Genomic DNA, 24093 nt, shown 5'->3' with positions numbered 1-24093 from the left:
AATTCCAAAGTGTATGTAGTTTTCAAAAGAAACCAGAATACCGCAATTCATCCTTCTTATTTATTGAGGAATGTCCCAGCCGAATTCGGTCTTGAGCTCAGCTTCGGTTTTTTCCGCCACTTTTACTGTCATTTTAATATCAGCATACGGTCGGTTATTGGCCTGGTTCTTTGGCTGGATGGCTATGGTTTCCACTACATTAATGCCGGCCATTACCTGACCGAATATAGTGTAGTTTTCATCAAGATGAGGTGTGCCACTTTCGTTTTCAACGATGTAGAATTGCGACCCGCTTGATTCTTTTTGCGGATTGACAGAATCCGGCTGCCGGGCGGCAGCCACTGCTCCCTGCACGTGCGTGAGTGTACTTACAAATTCGGCCGGGATGGTATAGCCAGGACCTCCGGTGCCATCATTGGTTGTGTCGGAATCCTTGGAATTTGGGTCGCCTCCCTGAATCATAAAACCGTCAATGATACGGTGGAAGGTTGTGCTATCATAAAATCCCTCACCGGCAAGTTTCAGGAAATTGGCTTTGTGCTGCGCAGTGGTGTCATATAGCCAAATCCAAATATCACCGTTGGTGGTGTTGATATTTATCACTTCAAATTTTTCATCAGGAATGGTGTCGGTAGGATCAGGTGTTATAATGGGTTCGGTATCATCATCCTTTTTACAGGAACTGATGGCGAAGAAGCCCAAAAGGAGTATCAGCCAGATGTTGTTTGTTTTCATCTTAAATAATATTTTGTTTTTCTTGATTGTAAATAAAGATGCAAATAAAAGCATCTATGGTGGAATTATTCAGGTTTTTTCGCCTTCACAGATTTGAAGGTGCCATTGAAAGCCATCGGAACTTCTGCAATCTGAACTAAATTGGTTTTCGCTAAAATCTCGCCTGCTCTGCGATTGATGTCCGTGGCGACAAGATTTGCCAAAGGATTCATGATTCTTCTAAAAAGATTCGGCTGGGCATGGTCGGGCAGAAATTTGTCCAGAATGAATACTGTTCCGCCCGGTTTCAAAACCCTTTCAGCCTCGCGGATGCAGGCAACAGGATCGGGAATCACCGCAATAATGAAGTGCAACACCACGGCATCGAAAATGGCATCAGGAAAATGGAGGTGATGTCCGTCCATCAGGTGCGTTTCAACCTGCAGGTTCAGTCGCTTTGCCTTGCGCTGGAGTTTGTGCAGCATGGCGGGCGTGATGTCAATTGCGGTGACGGCAAGATGTTCAGGAAGGTAAGGCAGGTCGAGCCCTGTTCCGGCCCCGATCAGGAGAATTTTGCTGCCAGGCGGCAAGTGCAGGTTTGCCAGCGACTTTTTGCGCATGGGTTGGGTGAAGCTGCCAACCACAAAATCATAAAGCGGAGAATACAACGCGTACCGAAAGCGGTTCCACCGATTGGTGTTGATTTGCATTTTAAAAGAAAAATGAATCGGATAAAGAATTTAATTCTGAAACAAACTTCAGCGATAAATTGAATTTATTTGCCGTCTCCATTAATTCCTCTTTTATAAAAAAGTTCCTCAATCTCGAAATATCACGCAAGGATATGGGAATGCTCGCACCAGTTGGTGGGAATTAAGCAGCATTAGAATAAGGTTGGCGTGAGAGAGGTACACCAGCAGTTATTAAGGTTGGTTGTGAAAATTAGGTTTTAAAGCAGCCGCTTCAATTTCAGGCTCGAACTATACCCAAACTGAAAACCCTTATTCTAATTTTCTTTAAATCTTAGGAACATCGGTAGATTATAATCCCAACTAACCTTATTAACCCTCGAATGCTACCGATGGGGCACAGATGTTAGAACAGACGTTGAATTGCTTTCTTCTTAGCGTCCCGGTTGCAAAACCCCAGAATAAAAAAGCCTGTACCACAGGGGCACAGGCTTCGGGTTGGTTAAAGAAACAGGTGCTTCTTTACAGGTCCAGGTTGGCATACTTTGCATTCCGCTCAATAAATTCTCTGCGTGGCGGAACTTCATCTCCCATAAGCACACTGAAAATATGATCAGATTCTGCTGCGCTTTCTATAGTCACCTGCCGCAATGTGCGGAACTCAGGATTCATGGTGGTTTGCCAGAGCTGTTCTGCGTTCATTTCACCGAGACCCTTATATCGCTGCACACTTACAGAAGTTCGCTGGTTTTCGCCAGAAAGTTGTGCGATGGCTTGGTCTCTTTCCTCATCGGTCCAGCAGTAAACTTCTTCCTTGCCTTTACGAACCAGATAAAATGGTGGCGTGGCAATGTATAAATATCCTCCTTTAATAAGATCCTGCATGTACCGGAAAAAGAGGGTAAGAACCAATGTTCTGATGTGGCTGCCGTCCACGTCAGCATCCGTCATAATGATGATTTTGTGATAGCGGAGCCTGCTGAGGTTCAGTGCTTTTTCATCCTCCTCGGTGCCTATGGTGATGCCGAGCGCAGTGAACATGTTCTTGATTTCCTCATTTTCGTAGATCTTGTATTCCATTGCCTTTTCCACGTTGAGGATCTTCCCCTTCAATGGCAGAATAGCCTGGAATACGCGGTCGCGGCCTTGCTTGGCGGTTCCGCCTGCTGATTCACCCTCCACGAGGTAAATTTCTGAGATTGAAGGATCTTTCGAAGAGCAGTCTGCCAGCTTGCCCGGCAGGTTCAGTCCGCTGAAGGCATTCTTGCGCTGCACCATTTCGCGTGCTTTGCGGGCAGCGTGGCGGGCTGTAGCGGCCAGCACTACTTTATTGATGATCATCCTGCCTTCCTTGGGGTGCTCTTCAAGGAAATTGTTCAGGTGTTCTGATACAAAACCATCTACCGCTCCCATTACGTCAGAGTTCCCTAGTTTGGTTTTGGTCTGGCCTTCAAACTGCGGCTCAGCTACCTTTATTGAGATCACTCCGGTAAGGCCCTCACGGAAGTCATCACCACTAATCTCGAATTTTACTTTGGAGAGGTGGCCTTCTTTTTCAGCGTAGTTCTTTAGTGTCCGGGTAAGCGCCCTGCGAAATCCCGCAATATGGGTTCCTCCCTCTACTGTATTGATGTTATTCACATAACTATGCATGTTTTCGCTGAAGGAGGTATTGTATTGAAATGCGATTTCAATCGGCACTTCATTTTTTACACCTTCAAAATACATAGGTTCCACGGTTAGCGTTTCTCTGTTGCCATCCAGATATTGGAGAAATTCAATCAAGCCCAGCTCTGAATAAAAATCTTCATGGCGAGGTTTCCCTTCATCGTCCGGTTCCCGCTCATCCGTAATTGAGAGTCGAACGCCTTTGTTCAGGAAGGACAATTCCCGCAATCGTGAGGCAAGGGTTTCATACTTAAACACCACCGAATTGAAGATCCCGTTATCAGCCGTAAAAGTGATAATGGTTCCAGTCTTTTCGCTATCTTCTATTTCTTTTACACTGTAGAGGGGTTTTCCCTTTTCGAATTCCTGAATATACTTTTTCCCATTTCTGTGAATCTCGGCCGTGAGGTGGCTTGAAAGCGCATTTACACAAGATACACCCACTCCGTGCAGGCCTCCTGAAACCTTGTATGTGTCTTTATCAAATTTACCTCCTGCATGGAGCACGGTCATTACAACTTCCAGCGCTGACCGGTTTTCTTTTTTATGCATTTCCACAGGAATACCCCGCCCGTTATCTGTTACGGTTACGGAGTTATCAGGGTGAATGATGACTCTAATGTCATCACAATATCCTCCCATTGCTTCATCTATGGAGTTATCAACTACCTCATACACCAGGTGATGCAGTCCCCGGTTTCCTACATCGCCAATGTACATTGCGGGACGCTTCCTTACGGCTTCGAGACCTTCGAGTACCTGGATATTCTCCGCTGAATAACTATTGCTCTTTTCTGACATTTTTTTCTTGGATTAATACAAACTTTTTAACAGACACAAAAATGCTGCAAATACTGTAATAACAAGGCTTTTAGGCCGGTTAATTATCCACAAAATGTGGAATCCGGGCCGCTTTTTTATTCCTTGTTTCAGAAGGTGAGATTCCGGGTGCGTTCCTTTGACTTCTTGCTGAGTTCTTCATGAATTTCCAGGATCTGCGGAATCAGCAGAGAATCTTCATCATTTCTAATAACGTAATCAGCCGCAGCAACCTTTTCCTGTTCCGGCAACTGGTTGTTGATCCGCTCCATCACCGCTTTCCTGTCTACGTGGTCGCGATCCATTATTCTTTTGATCCTCAACTCAAGCGGAGCCGTAACGCAAATGAGATAGTGCAACAGTTTATGGCTGCCGGTTTCCACGAGCAGTGCGGCTTCTTTAAGGATATAGGGGAGGTGCATATTCTGCATCATAACCCATCGCTCAAAATCCTGCTGTACCGCTGGATGAACGATAGCATTCAGTTTTTCCAGCGCACGCTTGTTCTTAAAAACGATGGCTGCCAGTTCCTTTCCCTTCAACTTGTTTTGATCGGAATAAATATTTTCTCCAAAGAGTTTCTTAACCTGTTCAATGATATCCGGACGGCTGTTCATCAACTCTTTAGCGCGAATATCCGAATTGTAAACCGTGATGCCGAGTCCCTCAAATATTTTGCAGACGGTGGACTTGCCACTGCCAATTCCGCCAGTTATTCCCACCTTCATCATCATTTTGTCTGCCTTATGTAGTCCACATATTCGGGTTTGAGCCGCAGGTTGTACGTAAATGGAGGTTTGGTGGCCACTGAAATTTTGAGCTGAGTGCGGCTGCTGTTATCAATCGCAGCCGCATCCACGGTTACCTGAAAACGGCCGGGATAGATATTGGAATAGTTGCTAAGCGCAGTTTGAAAAGTGATAGTGGTCCGTTGGGGGATCAGTGAAACCGAATCTTCCGGAGCCAGATTGATAATATCTATTGGAACCTCCACTTTCCCTTCCGTAAGTTTTTCCACCGGAAGATATACCTGCACCTGATCAGTGCTGTATTTAATATTCGCTTCTTGAAACTTTTCCAATTCCACCTGACGGGTCGTGCTTCTCGTTAAATTCTGCAAAGAGATCTTTTTGGTTGCGACATGCTCTACTTCCTGTACCACCGACTTCGGGCCTGAAACGACAACAGAATCCGGCTCAACCGAAATTTCTTCGGAAAGTCCGTATTGCTTCGGGAAAATGCTATCCGTCAGGAGCAATACAGGCACTGTCTTCTGCTCCAAGGATTCCATCATAACCGGAATCGTATCAGGCGAAACGGTGAGTATTTCCACATCAGAGGAAAGATGCCCGACTATCTCATCCGAGTTGTTCATGGGCACCACGTAAGGAGTATTACCTGCATTTCCTATATCCAGGTTATAGGAGGCCACCTGACGCTTCAGGGAATAAGCAAACAGATCCCAGCCCTGTGCATTTACTCTTAAATTCAGCATCTCAGGCAGAGCTTGGGTAAATGTCCGGTCTTCAGGAACATTCACATATTCCACCCGCATATCCACAGTGCTGGTATAGCGCTTATTCATGGCCTTCATAAACCAATATACAGATGCGATCAGTATACACCAGAAAAAGATAATCCACTCTGAATTGCGGTTTATCTTAAAGCGGCTGAGCAACTGGTTTAAAAAAGCAGATTCTTTCACATTAAAATCAGGTTTTTTCGAGTGGGGCGCCTTTTGTGGCCTCCATTGATACGGCCGATTGCTCTATAGTAAAGCGGATGTTGTTCCCGGCATCCACCAGGAAAGTCCCCTCCTTTACGTCCACTATTTTACCATGGATTCCTCCAATGGTTACCACGCGATCGCCCTTTTTAAGATTGGCGCGAAATGATTTCTGTTCCTTGGCCTTCTTTTGCTGTGGCCTCACCATAAAGAAGTAGATCACGACTATGATGAGAATAAAAGGGAGGAAACTCACAATATCAAATCCTCCGTCTGCCTGCGGTGACATCAGCAGAATTCCTGTTAGTTGGTTCATGTAGACTGTTCTTTCTTTTTTAAAATAATAATGAATAATTGGCCGGCACCTGCCTTTAAATTATTCCTGCACCTCACCTTTGATGGTAAGCACGGTTAAAGCCGGCTCTGAATTGCTTGTCACCTGAATGGTTTTGGTAAATGAACCCGGCCTTCCTTTGCTGTCATATACCACGTCAATGGAGCCTTCATCGCCAGGTTTCAACGGCTCTTTAGTCCAGGTAGGGACGGTGCAGCCACAACTCGGTTTTGCATCGGAGATCACAAGATCGGAAGTGCCTGTATTCGTGAACTTAAAGGTATATGTTGCCTGGGTTCCTTCCTGAATGGTTCCGAAGTTATGCTCCGTTTCACTGAAATTAATTTGTGCCGCCTGGTTGCTGCTTTCACCATCTTCATTTGCGGTTGCATTATTCTCTACTACTGAAGAGTCAATGCTCTCCTCAGTTTCAGAGGCTTCATCACAAGCAGTAAAGGTGAAAAGCGCCATTGCGAAAAAAATACTCAGGTATTTCATTTTTTTAGTTTTGTTTATTGGTTAAAAAATTAATTCGAAATCAGTCCCCTTCCGGTTTTATTGATTTTTTCTTCCACGGTCAGGATCTTTAGGAGGGAGTCTAATACTCCATTAATGAACTTCTTGCTTTGTATCGTGCTGTAATTTTTTGATAATTCAATGTACTCGTTGATGGTGACTTTGGTAGGAATAGATGGGAAATAAAGAAATTCAGCCAGGGCCATTTTTAAAATAATAATATCTACCACGGCTACTTGTTTTGGCTCCCATTTACTAATTCTGTCATCCACCATTTTTTGCAGTTCAGCATTATTTCGCACCGTAAATTTCAGAAGTGACTTGGCGTAATCGAAATTTTCCTCTTCATTATCCGTCAACGGCAGAAGGAAGTCTTCTTCATTATCAAAGGCCATTCCCTTTACTGTTTTAAGTGCCATGTTGACAGCTACTTTCTCATCATCGAACCAATTGTAAAATTCCTCTTCGAGAAGATGTGTAAAGAGGGAAGAGTTGGTGGTGAAATGTTTAATGATAAAAGTCACAAGGTCATGATCCTGATACTTATTAGGAGTATTGGTACTAATATAATCCCTGTATTCTGTGCTGTTTTTGAGGTCTACAAAGAGCTTGCGGGTTGCATCCTGATCCGGCACCCAAACTACATCGTAGGTATTAAGTTTTTTATGGAAAAGCTCAGAATGTATGAGTTTATGAACCACCGGGTTTTGCAGAAATCTCAGGTGTTTTTTCTGCAATTCGCTTCCCTGAAATGCCCTCGCCCTGGTTTCTTCCTCGTAGTGTTCGGCAAAGCGGCCAAGTTCTTCGACAAGCAAAAGCAAATACAGATACAGGCTGTAAAGCTTATTTATGCTTTTCATCAGGTTTTTGGTTAAAACACCTAATTCAGGATAGTTTCCGGAAATTTCGTATCCGTAGAGGGCCTGCATCACCTTCAATCGAATATGTCTTCTGCTCAGCATGAAGTGGATTGAGGGTAAGTTTTAAGATGAAAAATGAGATGGAACTGTTGCGGGGTCCGGTTGACTTCCCGTTTAGTAAGGCAAATTAATTTGGCCAATGTCATGAATACGTTTTTCAGCGATAACCTGAGAAGCTGCATAAGTAGTAATGCTTTCCTGTGTTGCAGTCTTGTAAATCTCACATGTTACATCAAATATTTTTTCCGTGCGTGATTGGGCAATTCCCCGGTTATAGCCATTTAATTCTGTGTAGACATTGATGAGGCCACCGGCATTGATCAGATAGTCCGGAGCGTAAAGAATACCTCTTTCTTTCAGCAAGGCCGAATGTTCAATATCATTCTTCAACTGGTTGTTTGCTGCTCCTGCAATGATGTCGCACTTGAACTGGGGAATGGTGTCGGAATTGACGGTGGCTCCAAGCGCACAGGGAGAATAGATATCCATTTCAGCGGAAGGTACATTTTCAAGTTCAACGTGGGTAGCGCCAAACTCTTTCACCGCATAATCTATACTCTTAGGGTTGATGTCTGCTACGTATATCTTGGCATTTTCTTTTGCCAGCAGTTCAACGAGGTGGCGGCCTACCTTCCCAATGCCTTCTACTAATATCTTTTTTCCTGAGAGGCTCTCGTTTCCGTAAGCCTCCAGTGCACTGGCTTTCATTCCCAGGTAGGTGCCATAAGCCGTCATCGGTGATGGATCGCCTCCGCCTCCATACATTTCCGGCAGACCCACTACATGGTCGGTTTCCATTTTAATATACTCCATGTCTTCGGTGGTGGTTCCCACGTCTTCAGCAGTAATATATCGTCCGCCCAGGGTTTCTACGAACCTGCCGAATCTCCGCATCAAGCCCTCCGAATTGTGCTTATAGGGATCTCCGATAATGACGGCTTTAGCTCCACCCAGGTTGAGACCTGAGATGGCTGCTTTGTAAGTCATTCCTCTGGAAAGCCTTAAAACATCTGTGATCGCATCCTGGTCATTATTATAATGATACATGCGAGTGCCGCCAAGTCCGGGGCCAAGGTGGGTATTGTGAATAGCTATGATTGCCCGCAATCCTGTATTTTTGTCATGGCAAAACACTAACTGCTCATAATGATATTCCGTTAGCCGGTCAAAAATTACATTTTGAATCTCAATTTCCTCTTTAACGAGCGTCATAGGTAGCCTTTTTCTGATTAATTAATGCCTCACGAATTTGTGCAAAAGTAGGAATTTTTCAAATTGTGAATTGCCGGCCAATTCTTATTTATGAAATCACTCTGGCACCTCAACAAATATTTCTTTAAATACCGCAAGCGCCTTTTATGGGGCGTTTTCTTTGTCGTCATCTCCAACTTCTTTGGCGTCTTTCCGGCCCAGGTGGTGCGCCATGCATTCGACCTGGTAGGGCAGAACATCCTACTTTACAGGCTTTCTGATAACACCGGAATTCAGTCGCATCTCCTGGAGCAGCTCGGGCAGATCCTGCTTCTCTTTGCAGCGCTGGTAATTGCGCTTGCTTTGAGCAGGGGGCTGTTCATGTTCTTCATGCGGCAAACTATTATTGTGATGAGCCGGAAGATTGAGTATGACCTGAAAAATGAAATTTACCATCATTATCAGCGGTTATCGCTTTCCTTTTACAGAAGAAACAACACTGGAGACTTGATAGCAAGGATCACGGAGGATGTAAGCAGGGTGCGGATGTACCTGGGTCCGGCCATTATGTATACCATAAACCTGGTGACGCTCATTGTGCTTGTGGTGGCCATCATGCTCTCCGTGAATGTGAAGCTTACATTATACACGCTGCTGCCGTTGCCGGTGCTGGCGCTTTCCATTTATTTTGTGAACAATATCATCCACAAGCGCAGTACGGCAATACAGGAGCAGCTTTCGCGGCTCACCACTTTTGTCCAGGAAGTTTTTTCGGGGATCCGGGTCATCAAATCTTTTTCCTCAGAGCAAAGCGTAAAGGATCATTTTGGCGAAGAGGTGAATGTCTACCGCGAAAAGTCCATGGCGATGGTACGCGTGGATGCCCTATTTTTCCCGCTCATTCTGTTGCTGATCGGAGTAAGTACACTGATCACGCTATACGTGGGCGGACAGCTCGTGATGCAGGGGCTTATCACTCCCGGCAATATTGCAGAGTTCTTTATTTATGTGAATTTGCTCACGTGGCCCGTGGCATCCATCGGTTGGGTAACTTCATTGGTGCAGCGGGCGGCTGCCTCGCAGGCACGCATCAACCAATTACTGGAAACGCCTTCTGACATTGTGCCCGAAGAAGGCAAAGTACTTCAGGTAAATGGAAATATTGAATTCAGGAATGTCTCCTTTGTTTATCCCGATACAGGTATCCAGGCTTTGAAGGATATTTCATTCCTGGTAAACTCCGGGGAAATGCTGGGAATAATTGGCCGCACGGGTTCAGGTAAAAGCACAATCGCCTACCTGATGATGCGATTATACGATCCGCAACAGGGGAGCGTATTGATTGAAGGCGAAGATATTTCATCATTGCGCCCTGACCTGTACCGCCAGCAAATAGGATATGTGCCACAGGATGATTTCCTTTTTTCAGATTCAATTGCCAACAATATTTTCTTCGGCTACCATCAGCACTTGCAGGCCACGGAAGAACTGACCGAACAGGAAAGGGAGAGTTTGTTGAGGGAAGCGGCAGAAACCGCTGACGTGCTGAAAGATATTCATGATTTCCCAGAGGGTTTTGAAACGGGCCTGGGTGAACGCGGCATTACGCTTTCTGGCGGACAGAAACAACGGGTGGCCATCGCCAGAGCAATTATAGGAAATCCCAAAGTTTTAATATTCGATGACAGTTTTTCCGCCATTGATACACACACTGAGGCTGAGATCCTGAAAAATATGGGTAAAGTAATGAAAGGGAAAACCACCGTTCTCATCAGCCACAGAGTTTCAACCGTAAAGAACGCAGACAATATCCTCGTGCTGGATGAAGGCAGGATCGTGGAGCGGGGCGCCCACAGCGATCTGATCAGCAGCAACGGTTATTACGCAGAACTCTATAAAAAGCAGTTGCTGGAAAAAGAACTGTACGAGAAAGAGACCGAATAATTTCGGCAAATGCCGGGCTCCCAATGTTTTAGGAAAGTTCCTCAAAAAGACCCAGTTCCCGGTTTTTTCTCACGTTATACCAATGATAGTATTTTCCGTTCATGGCAATGTAAACTCCTCTTGGCAGCGTTTGCGCAAATGCTAAAGCACAACCCAGATTGAAAAGCCCATCCGAACTGCCGAACTTATAGGGAATCATAGCGCCCATCAGCACGATGGTTTTATCAGAAACGGCACTTGCCAAAACCTTAGCTGTTTCAGCCATCGTATCTGTCCCGTGGGTAATCACAATTTTGCTTTGCTCTGAGCGGGTGCAGGCTTCGATCATCAGCTCCCTGTCGCGTTGTGTTACATCAAGGCTGTCCACAAGCATCAGCGTCTCCACCTCCACCTTCAGCCGGGAACGCGCTAATTCCAGCATGGCCGGCACATGGGTTTCGCGGAAATAGAGTTCTCCATTCAGCTCATTGTACTCTTTGTCGAAGGTGCCCCCGGTTATCAGGATGCGGATTTTCATTGAGGTGACATTCAAAAATTATGGCGGCAAAGTTAAGCGGCAGTTCCTGTAAAGCCTCAAGTTGCAGCAGGGCCGGCAGGGCTTCTCTCAATTCTTTTACTTTTGCAGAAAACAAGGCATTTAATGAAAAAAGACTGGTTCCTGAACTGGTTCGGAACGAGGTATTATAAAATACTTTATCAGCACCGCGATACTGCGGAAGCCAAAATTTTTCTTGACAAATTACTGGATCACCTGCACCCTGCGCCAAAAGCACGCATCCTTGATGTAGCCTGCGGAAAAGGACGACATGCCGCCTATCTTGCCTCCAAAGGTTATGAGGTGACGGGCATTGACATTGTTGAGGAGAATATTAAAGAAGCCAAACGAGGGGAAAAGGAAAATCTCCGCTTCCACATCCATGATATGCGGGAGCCTTTTGGAGATCATGAATTTGATATTCAGATCAACCTGTTTACCAGTTTCGGATATTTTGAATCGCAGGATGAAAACCGCCAGGTAATAAGCAATATATATGATACGCTGGCTCCGGGAGGATACGTGGTGATAGACTTCCTGAATTGCAACAAAGTAATTGCAAACCTCAGGAGGGAGGAAGATTTTAGCCGCGATGGCATCCAGTTCCATATCAGGAGATTTACAGAGAAGGGCTTCATTGTTAAGGAAATCCGTATAAATGATAATGGTGAAGAGCACCTTTTCTTTGAGCGGGTGGAGTGTCTTAATATTGATGACTTCAGAGATTTCCTGAAGGATTTTTCGATTACTGATGTTTTCGGTAGCTATGATTTAGCGCTATTCGACCCGGCATCATCTGACCGGCTCATTATCATTGCACAAAAACCTGATCATGTTTGAAAGCCTCATGCAATGGGATTATGCTGCTTTCCGGCTTATTAACGGCCAGTGGGTAAACCCGGTGCTGGACCTGTTGATGCCTGCACTGCGCGACAAGTTTTTTTGGGCACCGGTTTATGCTTTTTTCCTCACTTTTCTGGGGATCAATTTTAGGCTGAAAGGGCTGGCGATGGTGCTGCTCATTATTTTATCGGTTACAATTACTGATCAGGTTACCGCCTCTTATATTAAGCCGCGCGTGGAGCGGCTGCGCCCATGCCATGATGCAAACCTGGCAGGCGAGGTGCGGTTGCTGATCAATTGTGGCAGCGGCAAGAGCTTCCCCAGCGCTCATGCGGCTAATCATTTTGGGCTATCGTTTTTCCTTATTGTGATGCTGGGCCGCCATATACGATGGCTTATCCCGGCAGGAATAATCTGGGCCGCAACCGTCTCTTATGCACAGGTGTATGTGGGAGTTCATTTTCCTGTGGATGTTATTTTCGGAGCGCTGATTGGCGTGTTCACAGGAAGCTGGATCGCAATTTTGGGAAGAGTTTTTATCGGTAGTTTAGATTAATTTTCCTGTGATTGAAGTCCAGAGATAGATTTCCATTTATTAAAAAGATCGTCTTTTATTATTTCAGGATGCAGGAGGACATGTATGTCATTTTCTGTTTTCGAAAAGTAAATTCAGAGGCTCTTCAATTCCATTATGCTTCCAATTTTTACTTATTAATTTTGGCCTTTAATTTTAAAAAATAGGTTATGGAATTTATTCTTGTAGAAAAGCTGGCGGCCAAGCGAGTTGCCATCATTCGGCTGAACAGGCCCAAGGAACTGAACGCCCTGAACCTGCAGCTCATGGGGGAGATCCGGGATTCGCTGAAAGAACTGGATGCGGATGATGAAGTGCGGGCAATCGTGATCACCGGCAACGAACGCGCATTTGCAGCCGGGGCCGACATTAAGCAAATGGCAGGGAAAACGGCCATTGACATGCTCAAGGTGGACCAATTCAGCACATGGGACCAGATACGCAAAACGAGAAAGCCTGTTATTGCGGCTGTTTCCGGATTTGCATTGGGTGGCGGCTGTGAACTCACCATGATCTGCGATATGATCGTGGCATCTGAAACTGCACAGTTTGGTCAGCCGGAAATAAAGATTGGCGTAATGCCCGGAGCCGGAGGGACGCAGCGGCTCACCAGGGCTGTAGGAAAAGCCCGTGCTATGGAAATGGTGCTCACCGGGAAATTTATTTCTGCGCAGGAAGCGCTCCAGTTCGGCTTGGTAAACAAAGTGGTGCCGGTAGATCTGTATCTGGAGGAAGCCATAAAGCTCGCAGCGGAGATTGCTGAAATGTCTCCCATTGCCGTGCAAATGGCGAAGGAATCAGTGAATAAGGCGCACGACATGCACCTGCAGGAGGCCCTCTACTTTGAGCGCAAAAACTTCTACATGCTTTTCGCCTCTGAAGACCAGAAGGAAGGAATGAACGCTTTTATCGAAAAACGGAAGCCGGATTTTAAAGGAAAGTAGTTTTTTAAAAAAGAGCTTTAATTGGCGGCTGTCTTCCCAGCATTGCGTTTTTTAAATATTTAATTAAAATGCGGAATTTTTAATTTTTATTTGGGAAAATTCAAATGAATATTCTGTAAATAATATTATTGAATGTAAATTGATACCGGGAAGATTTTTCTTCGGAAAAGAAATAAGCACAGGAAATGGAAATTACGAAAACGCTCTACGTTACCCACCGCGATGATTGGCGAAAATGGTTAGAAGAGCATCATAAAACGGAGCGGGATATCTGGCTGATTTATTACAGGAAAAATGCTGATAAGCCCCGCTTGCCGTATAATGATGCAGTGGAAGAAGCGCTTTGTTTTGGCTGGATTGACAGCACCATTAAGCCGATTGACGATCAGGCCTTTGCACAGCGGTTTTCGCCACGCAGGCCGCGTAGCGAGTTGTCGCCCATGAACAGGGAGCGGGTAAAGCGGCTTATCCTGGCTAAAAAAATGACGGAAGCAGGAATGGAAAGCATTCGCCATGCATTTACTGAAGCTGACCTGCACGAGAAGACGGTGATGCCGGATGACTTGATTCTTGAGTTGAAGAAGGATAAAGAGGTCTGGAAGAATTTTCAGCAGTTTCCTGAATCTTATAAACGCATCCGCATAGGCTGGGTAGATGGCGCCCGCCAGCGTCCGGAAGTATTTAAGACGAGATTAAATTATTTTATTAAGATGACAAAAAAGAATAAAATGTATGGAATGGTACAGTAAAAATTAAAAGTGATATTTTGATTTTTACAAAACGTTTTTAAATTTTTAAATAAACGTGTGATTTTGATTAGGCTAATATTTTTAGTTGAAATTTGCCCACAAACCGAAGGATTCGCAAAATAAAAGGAATGATCTTTTTGCTTTAAAAGTGAGAGTGCCGAGGGGTGAAATCTCCCTGGTTTTGATTTGTCAGGTTATGCAAAAGCTTTTTGCAATCGTGCTTTTGGAGTTTTAAGCCTTTATATTGGGCACGAATTCAGATTGAAGGATCAGCAAAGCAAGCCATGCACATCGCAATTATAGGGAACGGCATTGCCGGAATAACGGCAGCCCGGCATATTCGCAAGCTGAGCGACCACCGCATTACGGTGATTTCTGACGAGACGGAGCATTTCTACTCACGGACCGCTTTGATGTACTTATATATGGGCCACATGGCGTATGAAAACCTCAAGCCTTATGAAGACTGGTTCTGGGAAAAAAACCGCATTGGCCTGCTCCGGGATTATGTGAACCAAATCAATACAGCCGAAAAGCAACTCATCCTGCGGAGCGGGAAGCGCCTGGATTATGATAAGTTGCTAATTGCCAGTGGTTCAAAATCCAACCGGTTGAATGTAGAAGGCGCGGACCTGCGGGGCGTTCAAACGCTTTATGGTATTCCGGACCTGGAACTGATGGAAGAACATACCCGCAATGTGCAGCAGGCCGTGGTCGTGGGCGGAGGTTTAATAGGCGTTGAAATGGCAGAAATGCAGCTCTCACGAAAAATCGCGGTAACATTCCTTGTGCGTGAGAAGGAATTCTATGACCTCATATTTCCGAATGAAGAAGGCAGCATGATAAGCCGAGAAATCCGGAGACACGGGGTGGATTTACGGCTTGAAACTGAACTGGCCGCCATTGAAGGCGATGAACACGGACGCGTGAATGCCATAAGGACAAATGCGGGCGAAAGAATTTCTTGTGGTTTCGTGGGCATTGCGGTAGGCGTGCATCCCAATCTGGATGTTGTGAAAAACTCAGGGATCGAAACCGGTAGTGGCGTGCTTGCAGATACATTCCTGCGCACCTCGGTAGAGGACGTTTATGCAGCGGGAGATTGCGTGGAGTTGCGCAAACCTCCTCCGGGACATCGTGCCATTTCCCCGGTGTGGTATACCGGGGCAATTATGGGCAGGCATGTGGCCAGGGTAATTTGCGGGAAAAAAATACCTTATGATCCAGGTTATTATTTTAATTCTGCCAAGTTTTTTGGAATCGAATGGCAGGTCTATGGCCACGCTCCCCGGACTTTTGAAGGCGGTGATGCCAGCTTATTCTGGCAGCATCCCAATGGCCGGCAAAGTGTACGGCTGGTGTATGATGCTGAAACCACGGCCATTACAGGATTTAACATCCTGGGGCAGCGCTACAGGCAGTTGGTGTGCGAGGATTGGATGACAAACAAAAAAACATTGAAATACGTGGTCGAGCACCTGGAAGCGTGCCAGTTCAATCCTGAATTCCATGAAAAACATAATGAAGCCATTAGGCTTAATTATAATAAATTATTTCCTGATAACCCGGCTGAAAAACACAGGCGCAAAATCTTTCGTTTTTTCTAAATTAAAAAAAGCAACATGCATCCTTATGCAATTCTGAATTCTGACACCGAGATAAAACCGCACTATAACAGTGCTGTGGAAATGGCCGGTTTGGCCATTTCTTTTACCGGATTGCTGTGTACGTTCGTCATTGCATTTTTCGGGTTAATTGGCGGGCCGTGGATTTCGCTTTTATTGTCTGCCGGATTGATTTCCGGAGGTGCTTTGCTTTACATTTTTGGCCAGGCCAGAGGGATGAAACCCGGCATCCATAATGATGGCATTACCTTCAGCGCCATGCAATTCCGCGGATGGACGGGCTGGATAACGGCCATCCTGTTTACCGGCTTTTATATTATTATTTATTGGTTTGGCGATTGGCTGCACAACCTGGTAGCTATGGTGGAACCCATGAGCCAGGCCATTCGCAATGCACCGGCTGACCATTGGTTCCTTTATGGATTACTGTATACCCTGGCCATTCTGGTGATGGGCGTGAAGTTTATGTATAAATATCAACACAGCCGCTATCATCTCATCCGGACGGCAACGCTGATGTTTTTTCAGCTTGGTTTTGCTTTTCTCCTGCCGGCAATTCTTATGTTTTTCAAGGAGCCGGAATTTTACTTCAGCTACTTCTGGCCGCTTCAGTTCAACTATTTGTTCCCGAATGATGTCCATTCCCTTGTATCCGATCCCGGGGCATTGGGTACGTTCATGGTTTTTTGGGGAGCGGTGATGAGTTTTATTGCTACGCCTGTTCTTACCTATTTTTACGGCAAACGCTGGTATTGCAGTTGGGTTTGCGGCTGTGGCGGCCTTGCAGAAACATTTGGCGACCCGTATCGGCATCTCAGCGATAAGCGGCTCATTGCCTGGAAATTTGAGCGCTGGATCGTTTACGGAGTGCTAGCCATTATCACGTTTACCACCATGCTGCTTTGGGCCAGTCTCACGCTGGAAATTGGCTGGCTCAGCAGCATTTCGGGCGATCTGGCGGAATGGTATGGTTTCTATATCGGGGCCATCTTTGCCGGGGTGATTGGCGTGGGCTTTTATCCGCTGATGGGGAGCCGGGTTTGGTGCAGGTTTGGTTGCCCAATGGCCGCCATTCTTGGAATTATTCAACGGTTTTATTCAAGGTTTCGAATTACAACTAATGGCGGGCAATGCATCAGTTGCGGCAACTGCTCCGCATTTTGCGAAATGGGCATAGACGTGAGGTGGTACGCACAACGGCAGCAGAATATAGTTCGTGCCAGTTGTGTGGGCTGTGGCATTTGTGCTTCTGTTTGTCCGCGCGGTGTGCTGAAGTTGGAAAATGGCCCATCTGACATAAACCGGGCAGCCATCCAGGTAAGAAAGAACGGAATAGAGGTGGCGGAATAATAGAGGTTTCGTGAAAAAAAGAAATGTGGAATTTATTTAAATAAACAATGAGATTTTCCCTTGGAATCGTATTTTAATAATTCTATGAGAATTTAAAATCGTTCAAAAATATTATACAGGATATTCATTCAATCATTGCCCTGGTGGTGCATACCTTGTCAAGTTATTAACGGAAAATTTGGAACCAGAAGTGGTTTTTCAAAAAGACAGTTGGAACTATGTTGCTAGTTTTACTGCATCTTCGCAAAAACCAACGCACTGTGTTCGCAATTTCAGAAAAAAACAAAAACGCATACAATGTCTGAGCAATTATGCACATTTAAATTTTAGTACATGCCCGCACCTCCTCTCCATAACGACTTTCACCAAATCACCCACCTGATCCATGAAGCCAGGCAAAGAGCTTTTGCCAAAGTGAATGAAGAACTGGTATTGCTCTATTACCAGATTGGGAGGATGGTTTCTAAAAAAGTAGCTGAAGGTAGCTGGGGCGACAAAACGGTGGATGAACTGGCCGGGTTTATTCAGGACAAGATTCCGGGCATAAAGGGGTTTAACAGGAGGGGATTATACCGCATGAGGCAGTTTTATGAAACCTATGCTCCCTCGTCCGCTTGTGTGGGGTTTTGGAAGGAACGGCAGACAAAGGAGAACGATACCGAATCTGGAGCAGATCCCCGCAATAAAAGGGGAAAGAATGCAAGTGTGTCACCAGGGCTGACACAATTTAAATACCCTGGTAATCAGCATATTATATTTGTGTCATCAGTGCTGACACGATTAAGCTGGACACACCACCTGTTGATTCTATCCAAGACTAAAACACCGGAAGAAAAGCTATTCTACTTGCTTTCCGCTATCAAGGAAAAACTATCGGTCAGGGAATTAGAGCGCCATCTGAACTCAGGGCTTTTTGAGCGTACCCTGTCGAGCGACCGGCAAATCCGTAGTATTCAAAAAACGCTCCCGGAAGGGATTTTCAAAGACCCTTACATTTTTGAATTTCTCAATCTGCCTGAGCTGCATTCTGAATCAGATCTTGAAAAAGCGCTGACGGAAAACCTGCGGAAATTCATCCTGGAGATTGGCAGGGACTTCACCTACATGGGCAATCAGTATCGTATTCAGGTAGGCAACAAAGATTATCATACCGATCTGCTTTTTTACCACCGCGGACTGCAATGCCTGGTTATGTTCGAACTTAAAATTGAGGAATTCAAACCGGAGTTTTTGGGAAAGCTTAATTTTTACCTGGAAGCGCTGGATCGGGATGTGAAGCGAGCCGATGAAAATCCAAGTATTGGCATTCTACTTTGCAAAGGAAAAGATACGGAAGTAGTGGAATACTCATTAGCCAGAAATGTATCCCCTGCAATAATTGCAGACTATGAAACCCGCCTGATAGATAAGGAAGTCTTGAGAAAAAAGCTGCATGAACTGGCGGGAAAGTTGGATCTGCCAGATGACAGTTAAGAATGCACATTCACTGCTCAACTATTCCGGTCATTTGGCCAAAAACCAGAAATAGGTGATATCTTAAAGGTGCGGTTCAATGGTGAAGGGAAGGACGGGTTTTTCAAAATATTAACTGCTAAAAAAGCTGAATCTCATCTGACCACTGAAGCGATCAAGAATTTTGAAGGAACGCTAAAAGTAATTTCACCTCAGAATTTTGGTTTTGTAGAGGACGTCTTTGTTGAACCGAAAATTATTCAAAAAAGAACCTAACAGACGGACAGATATTGACAGACAAGGCAATATTATCATTTAACAAAAAGAAAAATGAATGGGGATAGAAAGCAATTGAAAAAGAATAGCCATGATTCACAGCCGCACACATCTCAAGTCGCTTCGTATAACCCCGATTTTAATTCCCCCGAATTCGATAGAATTAAAAATTTTCACTTATGTATTTATAAATATTAAAGGAAGGTTCCGCCAGCTTTATTTCCAGTTCTTTGATGAGGACTTCCTTCTGTATATCTTTCATTCGCTGCTGCTGGATCAGGCGGTAAGCTTTTTCGGCCATGAGCAAAAGTTTCTTTTGCTGGATGCTGCCACTGTTTATATGTTGTTTTATTGATTTGATGAGCGAATCAATTCCTTCATTTTTCAGTGCAGAAGTTTGCACCACCGGGATTTGCCAGTTGTGGTCAGATCCATGCTTCACCATTTTCCGCAGGTTGGCGATGTAAATTTCTGCACCCGGCCGGTCAGCTTTGTTCACGACAAAAATGTCAGCGATTTCCATTAGTCCGGCTTTTATCACCTGTATTTCGTCTCCGGATTCGGGAACCAGCGCCACAACCACCGTATCGGCCAGGCCGGCTATTTCCACTTCTGACTGGCCTACGCCCACCGTTTCTATGATGACATAATCGAAACCGGCTGCTTTCATTACATCCACCACCTCGAAAGCTTTGAGCGAAAGCCCGCCCAAAGAACCACGGCTTGCCAGCGAACGGATAAACACATTGGGATGATTATAGAAATCACCCATCCTGATGCGGTCGCCAAGCAAAGAGCCGAAGTTGAAGGGGGAGGAGGGGTCCACTGCGATGACGCCAACAGACTTGCCGGTGTCAGTCAGTTTCTTGAGGAGCGCATTGATTAACGTGCTTTTGCCCGCGCCCGGAGGTCCGGTAATTCCAATCACGGGCACAGGAGGAATCTGCAATCCCGTCAGGATTTCCTGATAGTTTCCAGCCTGGTTTTCGACCAGCGAAATGCACCTGGCCAGAAACCGCTTATTGGAATAGTGAAGAAATTGCGACTGTTTTGAAAGGTCGGGCATCAGCCTTTGTTGTGGTAGGCTTCAAAAGTAGAGATTCTCTTAGTGCCCGCTCAGCATGGCCGTCACTTCCTCTATCACTTTTTTTGGAACCGGATGATGTCCCCGCTGGCTGCGGATCTGGTTTTTGAGATGTGCCTCAGCCTCATAAAGCTCACAGCAGGATTTGCATTCCCGAAGATGTTCCAGCACCTCCTGCTGTTCTTTTTCCGGCAGTTCATTGTCCAGCAACAGATTCACCTTTTGTCCTACATCCTTGCAAGTAACCATTTTTAAAAACCTTTTTTCTTTGCGTAATCAGCCAATTTCTCTTTTAATAAATTCCGTGCCCTGTGCAGCCTGGATCTCACGGTTCCGACAGGCACGTCCACGATCTTGGCAATTTCTTCATATTTGAAACCCTCCAGATCGCAGAGCAGTATAATAAGCCTGTAGTCGGCAGGAAGTTCATTGATGGCCTTTGTGATCTCATCGCCAATCATTTCTTTAAATACCTCGTGCCTCAGGTCTACAATGCCCATATCTTCAGAAACCTCACGGCCCTCTATGTTGTCATAATCAAGCTGCCTGGGTTTTGTGCTCTTTTTCCTGTACTCATTAATAAAGGTATTTTTGAGAATTTTCAACAGCCATGCTTTTGCGTTCGTTCCCTCCTGATAGTAGCCTGCATATTTGTAAGCTTTCAGAAAACTTTCCTGAAGCAAATCTTTTGCATCCTCCTCATCATTGGTTAAATAAAAGGCAAAATTGTATACAGATTCTATATGCGGGAGAAATTCCTCATTAAATATTTTCTCCTGTTCTGCTTTGGTCAGCTCCTGCACCATGTATCTTTATCGCTGGGTTAAGTGAAAATCTGAAGAAGGCTTATGGCGGGTAAAACTCATGAAAATTTCTTGTCAGTGGTTATTATCACTCATAATGAAGAGAAAAATATTGAACGCTGCCTGGCTTCCGTGCAGGGCATCGCGGATGAAATTCTGGTTGTGGATTCTTTTTCCACCGATGCTACAGAACAAATTTGCAAAGAGTTCCCTGTTCGCTTTGTACAGCACGAGTGGATGGGATATTCCCAGACCAAAAATTTTGCTAACACGCTTGCCCGGCATAACTGGATTTTTTCTCTTGATGCTGATGAAGTGCTGTCTCCTGCACTTCAGAACGAATTAGCGCAAACGAAATCCGGCAAAGAAAGGTTCTTCACCATCAATCGACTCAACAATTATTGCGGAAAATGGATCCGGCACAGTGGCTGGTATCCTGACTACAAGGTGCGATTATTTGACCGCAGGCAGGCAAAATGGGTCGGAGATTATGTGCATGAAAAACTTGAACTTGAGGCCGGGATCGTTCCGCGAACGCTTAATGGAGTGTGCTATCATTTTACGATTAGTTCTGTTGCACAACATGTGGAACAGATCAACAAATTCAGCACATTATCCGCCCTGGAACTAAAGGCAAAAGGCAAACATTTTTCGATATGGAAGGTTGTATTTTCACCAGGTGCGAAATTCTTCAGCACCTATTTTATCAGGAGAGGTTTTATGGACGGATTCTATGGATTTGTAATAGCAGTACTCTCAGCTTATTCACGATTTCTTCGGTATACCAAGCTTTATCAATTAAATTCAAACGCCAGGGAAAGAATCTCCTGAACTTTCTCTTTTCATCTTCACCTTTTAAATTAATGAAAATATGAATCTGAACAAGGAAATTGATCTTTTACGGAAGCAACAGCAAGGACCTTATGTATCTATAATTGCTCCGATGAAAATGGTTTTCCCGGAAAGCAAGCAGAATTCCATTGGAATGAAAACGCTTATTCAGAAGACTGAAAAAGAACTTGAAAGGAAATTTGGCAGAGAGCAAGCCAATAAACTCATGGAAAATATCCAGGGACTTGAAAAGGACATTGATTACCAGCATACCTTAAATGGGGTGGGCATTTTCGCTACGCCATCTTTTTCCCGGATCGTGCATATTCCTTATAAACCTGATGAACGCATTGTGATTGACGATCATTCCTTTGAACTCCGTGATCTTGTTTATGCCACCAACCGGCTTTTTCAATATTGGGTATTAAATATATCAGAAGATCCTGTGCGCCTCTTTATGGGCTATGGGTATGAATTGCAGGAGATTATGGATGAAAAATTCCCGACAAAATTCCTGAGCCCATCGCAGGAAAATGTGGAGGCCCCCACACCTCACGCCCGCGAAAAAGGCTACTATAAAGACAAATACATGGAAAAGTTCATCCATGAAGTGGACAACAATCTTTTCGATTATCTGAAGAACGACTCCTTTCCGCTTATTGTCATGGGCACAACCAAGCCGGTCAGTTATTTTAAGGAGCACGCGAAATCAGCGCGATATGTGATCGAAACAATTGAGGGCAAAACCGGGAGCAAACCGGTGCATGAACTGAGACAGGCACTACAGCCGGTGGTAGATGGTTACATCCAAAAAACCATTGATGAAAATATGGCCCGCCTCCGTGAGGCAATCGGAAAGAAAAAAGTTTCGCAGGGGCTGAGGGAGGCCTGGCGAGCTGTAAGCACCGGAAACGTAGATACACTGTTGGTAGAGGAAGGCTATCATCATGAAGGCTACCTCGGGGAAGATGGATTCGATATTGCGCTGAGCGACAATGGCCGGCACAATGGCCGGATGGCAGATGCGGTGGACGATCTTATTGAAATGGTGCTGGATAAGGGGGGAAAGATCGTATTTGTATCGGCTGGCCGGTTGGAAGAATTTGGGAAGGTCGCACTTATCAAAAGATATTTTGAGGAAGCGAACACGGCAGTGTAGCACACTTTCATTGATCCTTAATAACAAATAGCAAATAAGGAAGCCTCGCGAATCATTGCGGGGCTTCTTTGGTTATACAGGGTGCCTTCTATTTATGCAAATCTGCTACATTGAGTTGCTTGTATGCAATGCGTGCAGGCAGATAAGAAGCGATGAGGCCGAGAACAATAGCAGTGCAGAAAACAAGGACGAAATCCGTGAGGCGAAAATCTACAGGATAAGCTTTGAGCACGAAAGTGCTCCCACTATTTATCTTAATGAGCGAATACTCCTGCTGCAACCAACAGATTAAATATCCAAGGCCAATACCCACCACGGCACCAATTCCGGAAAGCAACATTCCTTCATACAGGAATATTCTGCGAATAAGCCCGGCATTTGCGCCCATGCTTTTCAGAACGGACATATCCTTTTTCTTCTCAATGGCCAGCATTACCAGCGAGCCTATCAGGTTGAAGGCAGCAATCAGCAGGATGAAAGTCAGGATAAGGTAAACCGCAATTTTTTCTGTTTTCATAATGCGGTATAGCAAGGCGTGTTGCTGAAACCTGTCTTCCACCACGAATTTGGGACCTGTCAGTGTCTCCACTTTTTCGCGCATCTTTTCCAGGTTTACCCCCGGCTGCAGGTTAATCTCGATTGCTGTAACCTTTTCCGGTTCGTTGAATAGCTCCCGCCCGAAGGAGATCGGCACCAACACATACTTCGAATCAAAATCCTGCTGAATGGAAAAGACACCGGCCGGGAAAATATTCATCCGGATAAAGGCCCTGTCAGGCGTGAGGCTGATAATTCGCTTAGCATCTCTATTTGGATAGAATGCCTGCAACCGGCTGAATTCGCTAAAGATGTTTACACCTATTTTGCCGGCCACCCCGGCTCCCAGCAAGGCAAAAGGAATGGAGTTTTCGAGCAGAATACTTTCCCCTACGTATATCATCGTATCAATCCCTGTGGTAGCAAGATACTCGGGCCGGATGGCCTTTAGCGTGGCAATCTCCTGGTTTTCGTCATACTTCAGCAAGGCATTATCTTCCAGCACAGGGGTTATGCCGCGGACTTCCGGAAGCTGCGCCAGTTCATCATATCGTGCTGAATCTGGATGGAAAAACTTGCCTTCAGCCAGCGTGATCTTAATTTCTGAATCGAATGAATTGAAAAGTGAAAGCACCACATTTTCAAATCCATTAAAAACGCTCAGCACCACTATCAATGCGAAAGTGCCTACCATTACGCCCAGCAGCGAAATGGCTGAAATAATGTGAATTACATTTGAAATTCTGCTTCCAAAGAAGTATTTGCGGGCAACAAAGAATGAGAAATTCATAGGGGATTTGCTACGGTTCA

The 24093-nt window shown here is 45.1% G+C and carries 24 protein-coding genes; 10 read left to right on the top strand and 14 right to left on the bottom strand.

The window, feature by feature from the left end:
- Positions 1–60: 60 nt before the first annotated feature.
- From WD077_05450 to WD077_05410, 9 genes are all read right to left on the bottom strand, one after another.
- Positions 61–735, bottom strand: coding sequence for a peptidylprolyl isomerase (locus tag WD077_05450; protein MEX0966661.1), 675 nt, complete (start codon positions 733–735; stop codon positions 61–63).
- Positions 736–800: 65 nt separating this feature from the next.
- Positions 801–1424 (bottom strand): class I SAM-dependent methyltransferase, encoded by a 624-nt coding sequence (locus WD077_05445; GenBank protein ID MEX0966660.1) that lies wholly within the window; start codon positions 1422–1424, stop codon positions 801–803.
- A 501-nt stretch (positions 1425–1925) separates the two neighbouring features.
- On the bottom strand, positions 1926–3872 hold the full coding sequence (gyrB, locus tag WD077_05440) for a DNA topoisomerase (ATP-hydrolyzing) subunit B (GenBank protein ID MEX0966659.1): 1947 nt from the start codon (positions 3870–3872) through the stop codon (positions 1926–1928).
- A 128-nt stretch (positions 3873–4000) separates the two neighbouring features.
- Entirely contained in the window at positions 4001–4624 is a 624-nt protein-coding gene (gene coaE / locus WD077_05435; protein MEX0966658.1) for a dephospho-CoA kinase, read from the bottom strand.
- Positions 4621–5595: a CdaR family protein gene (locus WD077_05430; protein ID MEX0966657.1), complete on the bottom strand. Its 975-nt coding sequence runs from the start codon at positions 5593–5595 to the stop codon at positions 4621–4623. The genes coaE and WD077_05430 overlap by 4 nt, the downstream gene beginning before the upstream one ends.
- Before the next feature lie 7 nt (positions 5596–5602).
- Positions 5603–5932 carry a preprotein translocase subunit YajC gene (gene yajC, locus WD077_05425; GenBank protein ID MEX0966656.1) on the bottom strand — a complete coding sequence of 110 codons (330 nt, stop codon included), beginning with the start codon at positions 5930–5932 and terminating at the stop codon, positions 5603–5605.
- Between the two features lie 60 nt (positions 5933–5992).
- Positions 5993–6448, bottom strand: coding sequence for a DUF1573 domain-containing protein (locus WD077_05420; protein MEX0966655.1), 456 nt, complete (start codon positions 6446–6448; stop codon positions 5993–5995).
- A gap of 29 nt (positions 6449–6477) precedes the next feature.
- Positions 6478–7428: a transcription antitermination factor NusB gene (gene nusB / locus WD077_05415; protein ID MEX0966654.1), complete on the bottom strand. Its 951-nt coding sequence runs from the start codon at positions 7426–7428 to the stop codon at positions 6478–6480.
- A gap of 72 nt (positions 7429–7500) precedes the next feature.
- Positions 7501–8598, bottom strand: a complete 1098-nt coding sequence (locus tag WD077_05410) for a Glu/Leu/Phe/Val dehydrogenase (protein MEX0966653.1) — start codon at positions 8596–8598, stop codon at positions 7501–7503.
- A 90-nt stretch (positions 8599–8688) separates the two neighbouring features.
- Between WD077_05410 and WD077_05405 the strand changes: the two genes are divergently transcribed.
- The gene (locus WD077_05405; protein ID MEX0966652.1) at positions 8689–10521 is read left to right on the top strand and encodes an ABC transporter ATP-binding protein; all 1833 of its coding nucleotides are present in this window, start codon (positions 8689–8691) and stop codon (positions 10519–10521) included.
- A gap of 28 nt (positions 10522–10549) precedes the next feature.
- Here WD077_05405 and WD077_05400 read toward each other — a convergent pair whose 3' ends face one another.
- Positions 10550–11038 carry an asparaginase domain-containing protein gene (locus WD077_05400; GenBank protein ID MEX0966651.1) on the bottom strand — a complete coding sequence of 163 codons (489 nt, stop codon included), beginning with the start codon at positions 11036–11038 and terminating at the stop codon, positions 10550–10552.
- 123 nt (positions 11039–11161) lie between these two features.
- Here WD077_05400 and WD077_05395 point away from each other — a divergent pair, with 123 nt between their 5' ends.
- The 7 genes from WD077_05395 to WD077_05365 all read left to right on the top strand — a co-directional run bounded on the left by WD077_05395 (position 11162) and on the right by WD077_05365 (position 18614).
- Positions 11162–11896, top strand: a complete 735-nt coding sequence (locus tag WD077_05395; protein ID MEX0966650.1) for a class I SAM-dependent methyltransferase — start codon at positions 11162–11164, stop codon at positions 11894–11896.
- The gene (locus tag WD077_05390) at positions 11889–12455 is read left to right on the top strand and encodes a phosphatase PAP2 family protein (protein ID MEX0966649.1); all 567 of its coding nucleotides are present in this window, start codon (positions 11889–11891) and stop codon (positions 12453–12455) included. Before WD077_05395 ends, WD077_05390 begins: the two co-directional genes overlap by 8 nt.
- A gap of 188 nt (positions 12456–12643) precedes the next feature.
- Positions 12644–13417, top strand: coding sequence for an enoyl-CoA hydratase-related protein (locus WD077_05385; protein MEX0966648.1), 774 nt, complete (start codon positions 12644–12646; stop codon positions 13415–13417).
- A gap of 185 nt (positions 13418–13602) precedes the next feature.
- Positions 13603–14166 (top strand): YdeI/OmpD-associated family protein, encoded by a 564-nt coding sequence (locus tag WD077_05380; protein MEX0966647.1) that lies wholly within the window; start codon positions 13603–13605, stop codon positions 14164–14166.
- 284 nt (positions 14167–14450) lie between these two features.
- Positions 14451–15773: an FAD-dependent oxidoreductase gene (locus WD077_05375; protein ID MEX0966646.1), complete on the top strand. Its 1323-nt coding sequence runs from the start codon at positions 14451–14453 to the stop codon at positions 15771–15773.
- Positions 15774–15788: 15 nt separating this feature from the next.
- A complete protein-coding gene (locus WD077_05370) occupies positions 15789–17141 on the top strand; it encodes a 4Fe-4S dicluster-binding protein (protein MEX0966645.1) in 1353 nt (450 codons plus the stop codon).
- A 333-nt stretch (positions 17142–17474) separates the two neighbouring features.
- Positions 17475–18614 carry a PDDEXK nuclease domain-containing protein gene (locus WD077_05365; GenBank protein ID MEX0966644.1) on the top strand — a complete coding sequence of 380 codons (1140 nt, stop codon included), beginning with the start codon at positions 17475–17477 and terminating at the stop codon, positions 18612–18614.
- A gap of 418 nt (positions 18615–19032) precedes the next feature.
- On the opposite strand, the gene meaB is transcribed toward WD077_05365, so the two are convergent.
- The 3 genes from meaB to WD077_05350 are packed head-to-tail and all read right to left on the bottom strand — an operon-like array spanning position 19033 to position 20759.
- The gene (meaB, locus tag WD077_05360; GenBank protein ID MEX0966643.1) at positions 19033–19935 is read right to left on the bottom strand and encodes a methylmalonyl Co-A mutase-associated GTPase MeaB; all 903 of its coding nucleotides are present in this window, start codon (positions 19933–19935) and stop codon (positions 19033–19035) included.
- 39 nt (positions 19936–19974) lie between these two features.
- Positions 19975–20202: a zf-HC2 domain-containing protein gene (locus WD077_05355; protein MEX0966642.1), complete on the bottom strand. Its 228-nt coding sequence runs from the start codon at positions 20200–20202 to the stop codon at positions 19975–19977.
- 2 nt (positions 20203–20204) lie between these two features.
- The gene (locus WD077_05350; protein ID MEX0966641.1) at positions 20205–20759 is read right to left on the bottom strand and encodes a sigma-70 family RNA polymerase sigma factor; all 555 of its coding nucleotides are present in this window, start codon (positions 20757–20759) and stop codon (positions 20205–20207) included.
- A gap of 42 nt (positions 20760–20801) precedes the next feature.
- Between WD077_05350 and WD077_05345 the strand changes: the two genes are divergently transcribed.
- Together WD077_05345 and WD077_05340 are read left to right on the top strand one after the other, a co-directional pair.
- A complete protein-coding gene (locus tag WD077_05345) occupies positions 20802–21587 on the top strand; it encodes a glycosyltransferase family 2 protein (GenBank protein MEX0966640.1) in 786 nt (261 codons plus the stop codon).
- A 40-nt stretch (positions 21588–21627) separates the two neighbouring features.
- Positions 21628–22746, top strand: a complete 1119-nt coding sequence (locus WD077_05340) for a hypothetical protein (GenBank protein MEX0966639.1) — start codon at positions 21628–21630, stop codon at positions 22744–22746.
- An 88-nt stretch (positions 22747–22834) separates the two neighbouring features.
- Here WD077_05340 and WD077_05335 read toward each other — a convergent pair whose 3' ends face one another.
- On the bottom strand, positions 22835–24073 hold the full coding sequence (locus tag WD077_05335) for an FtsX-like permease family protein (GenBank protein ID MEX0966638.1): 1239 nt from the start codon (positions 24071–24073) through the stop codon (positions 22835–22837).
- Positions 24074–24093 lie beyond the last annotated feature (20 nt).

The organism is Bacteroidia bacterium, from assembly GCA_040880525.1.
In the GTDB taxonomy this organism is placed as follows: Bacteria; Bacteroidota; Bacteroidia; order CAILMK01; family JBBDIG01; genus JBBDIG01.
Note: the sequence above shows the minus strand (reverse complement) of the source record. Positions and strands in the feature narration are given on the sequence as shown.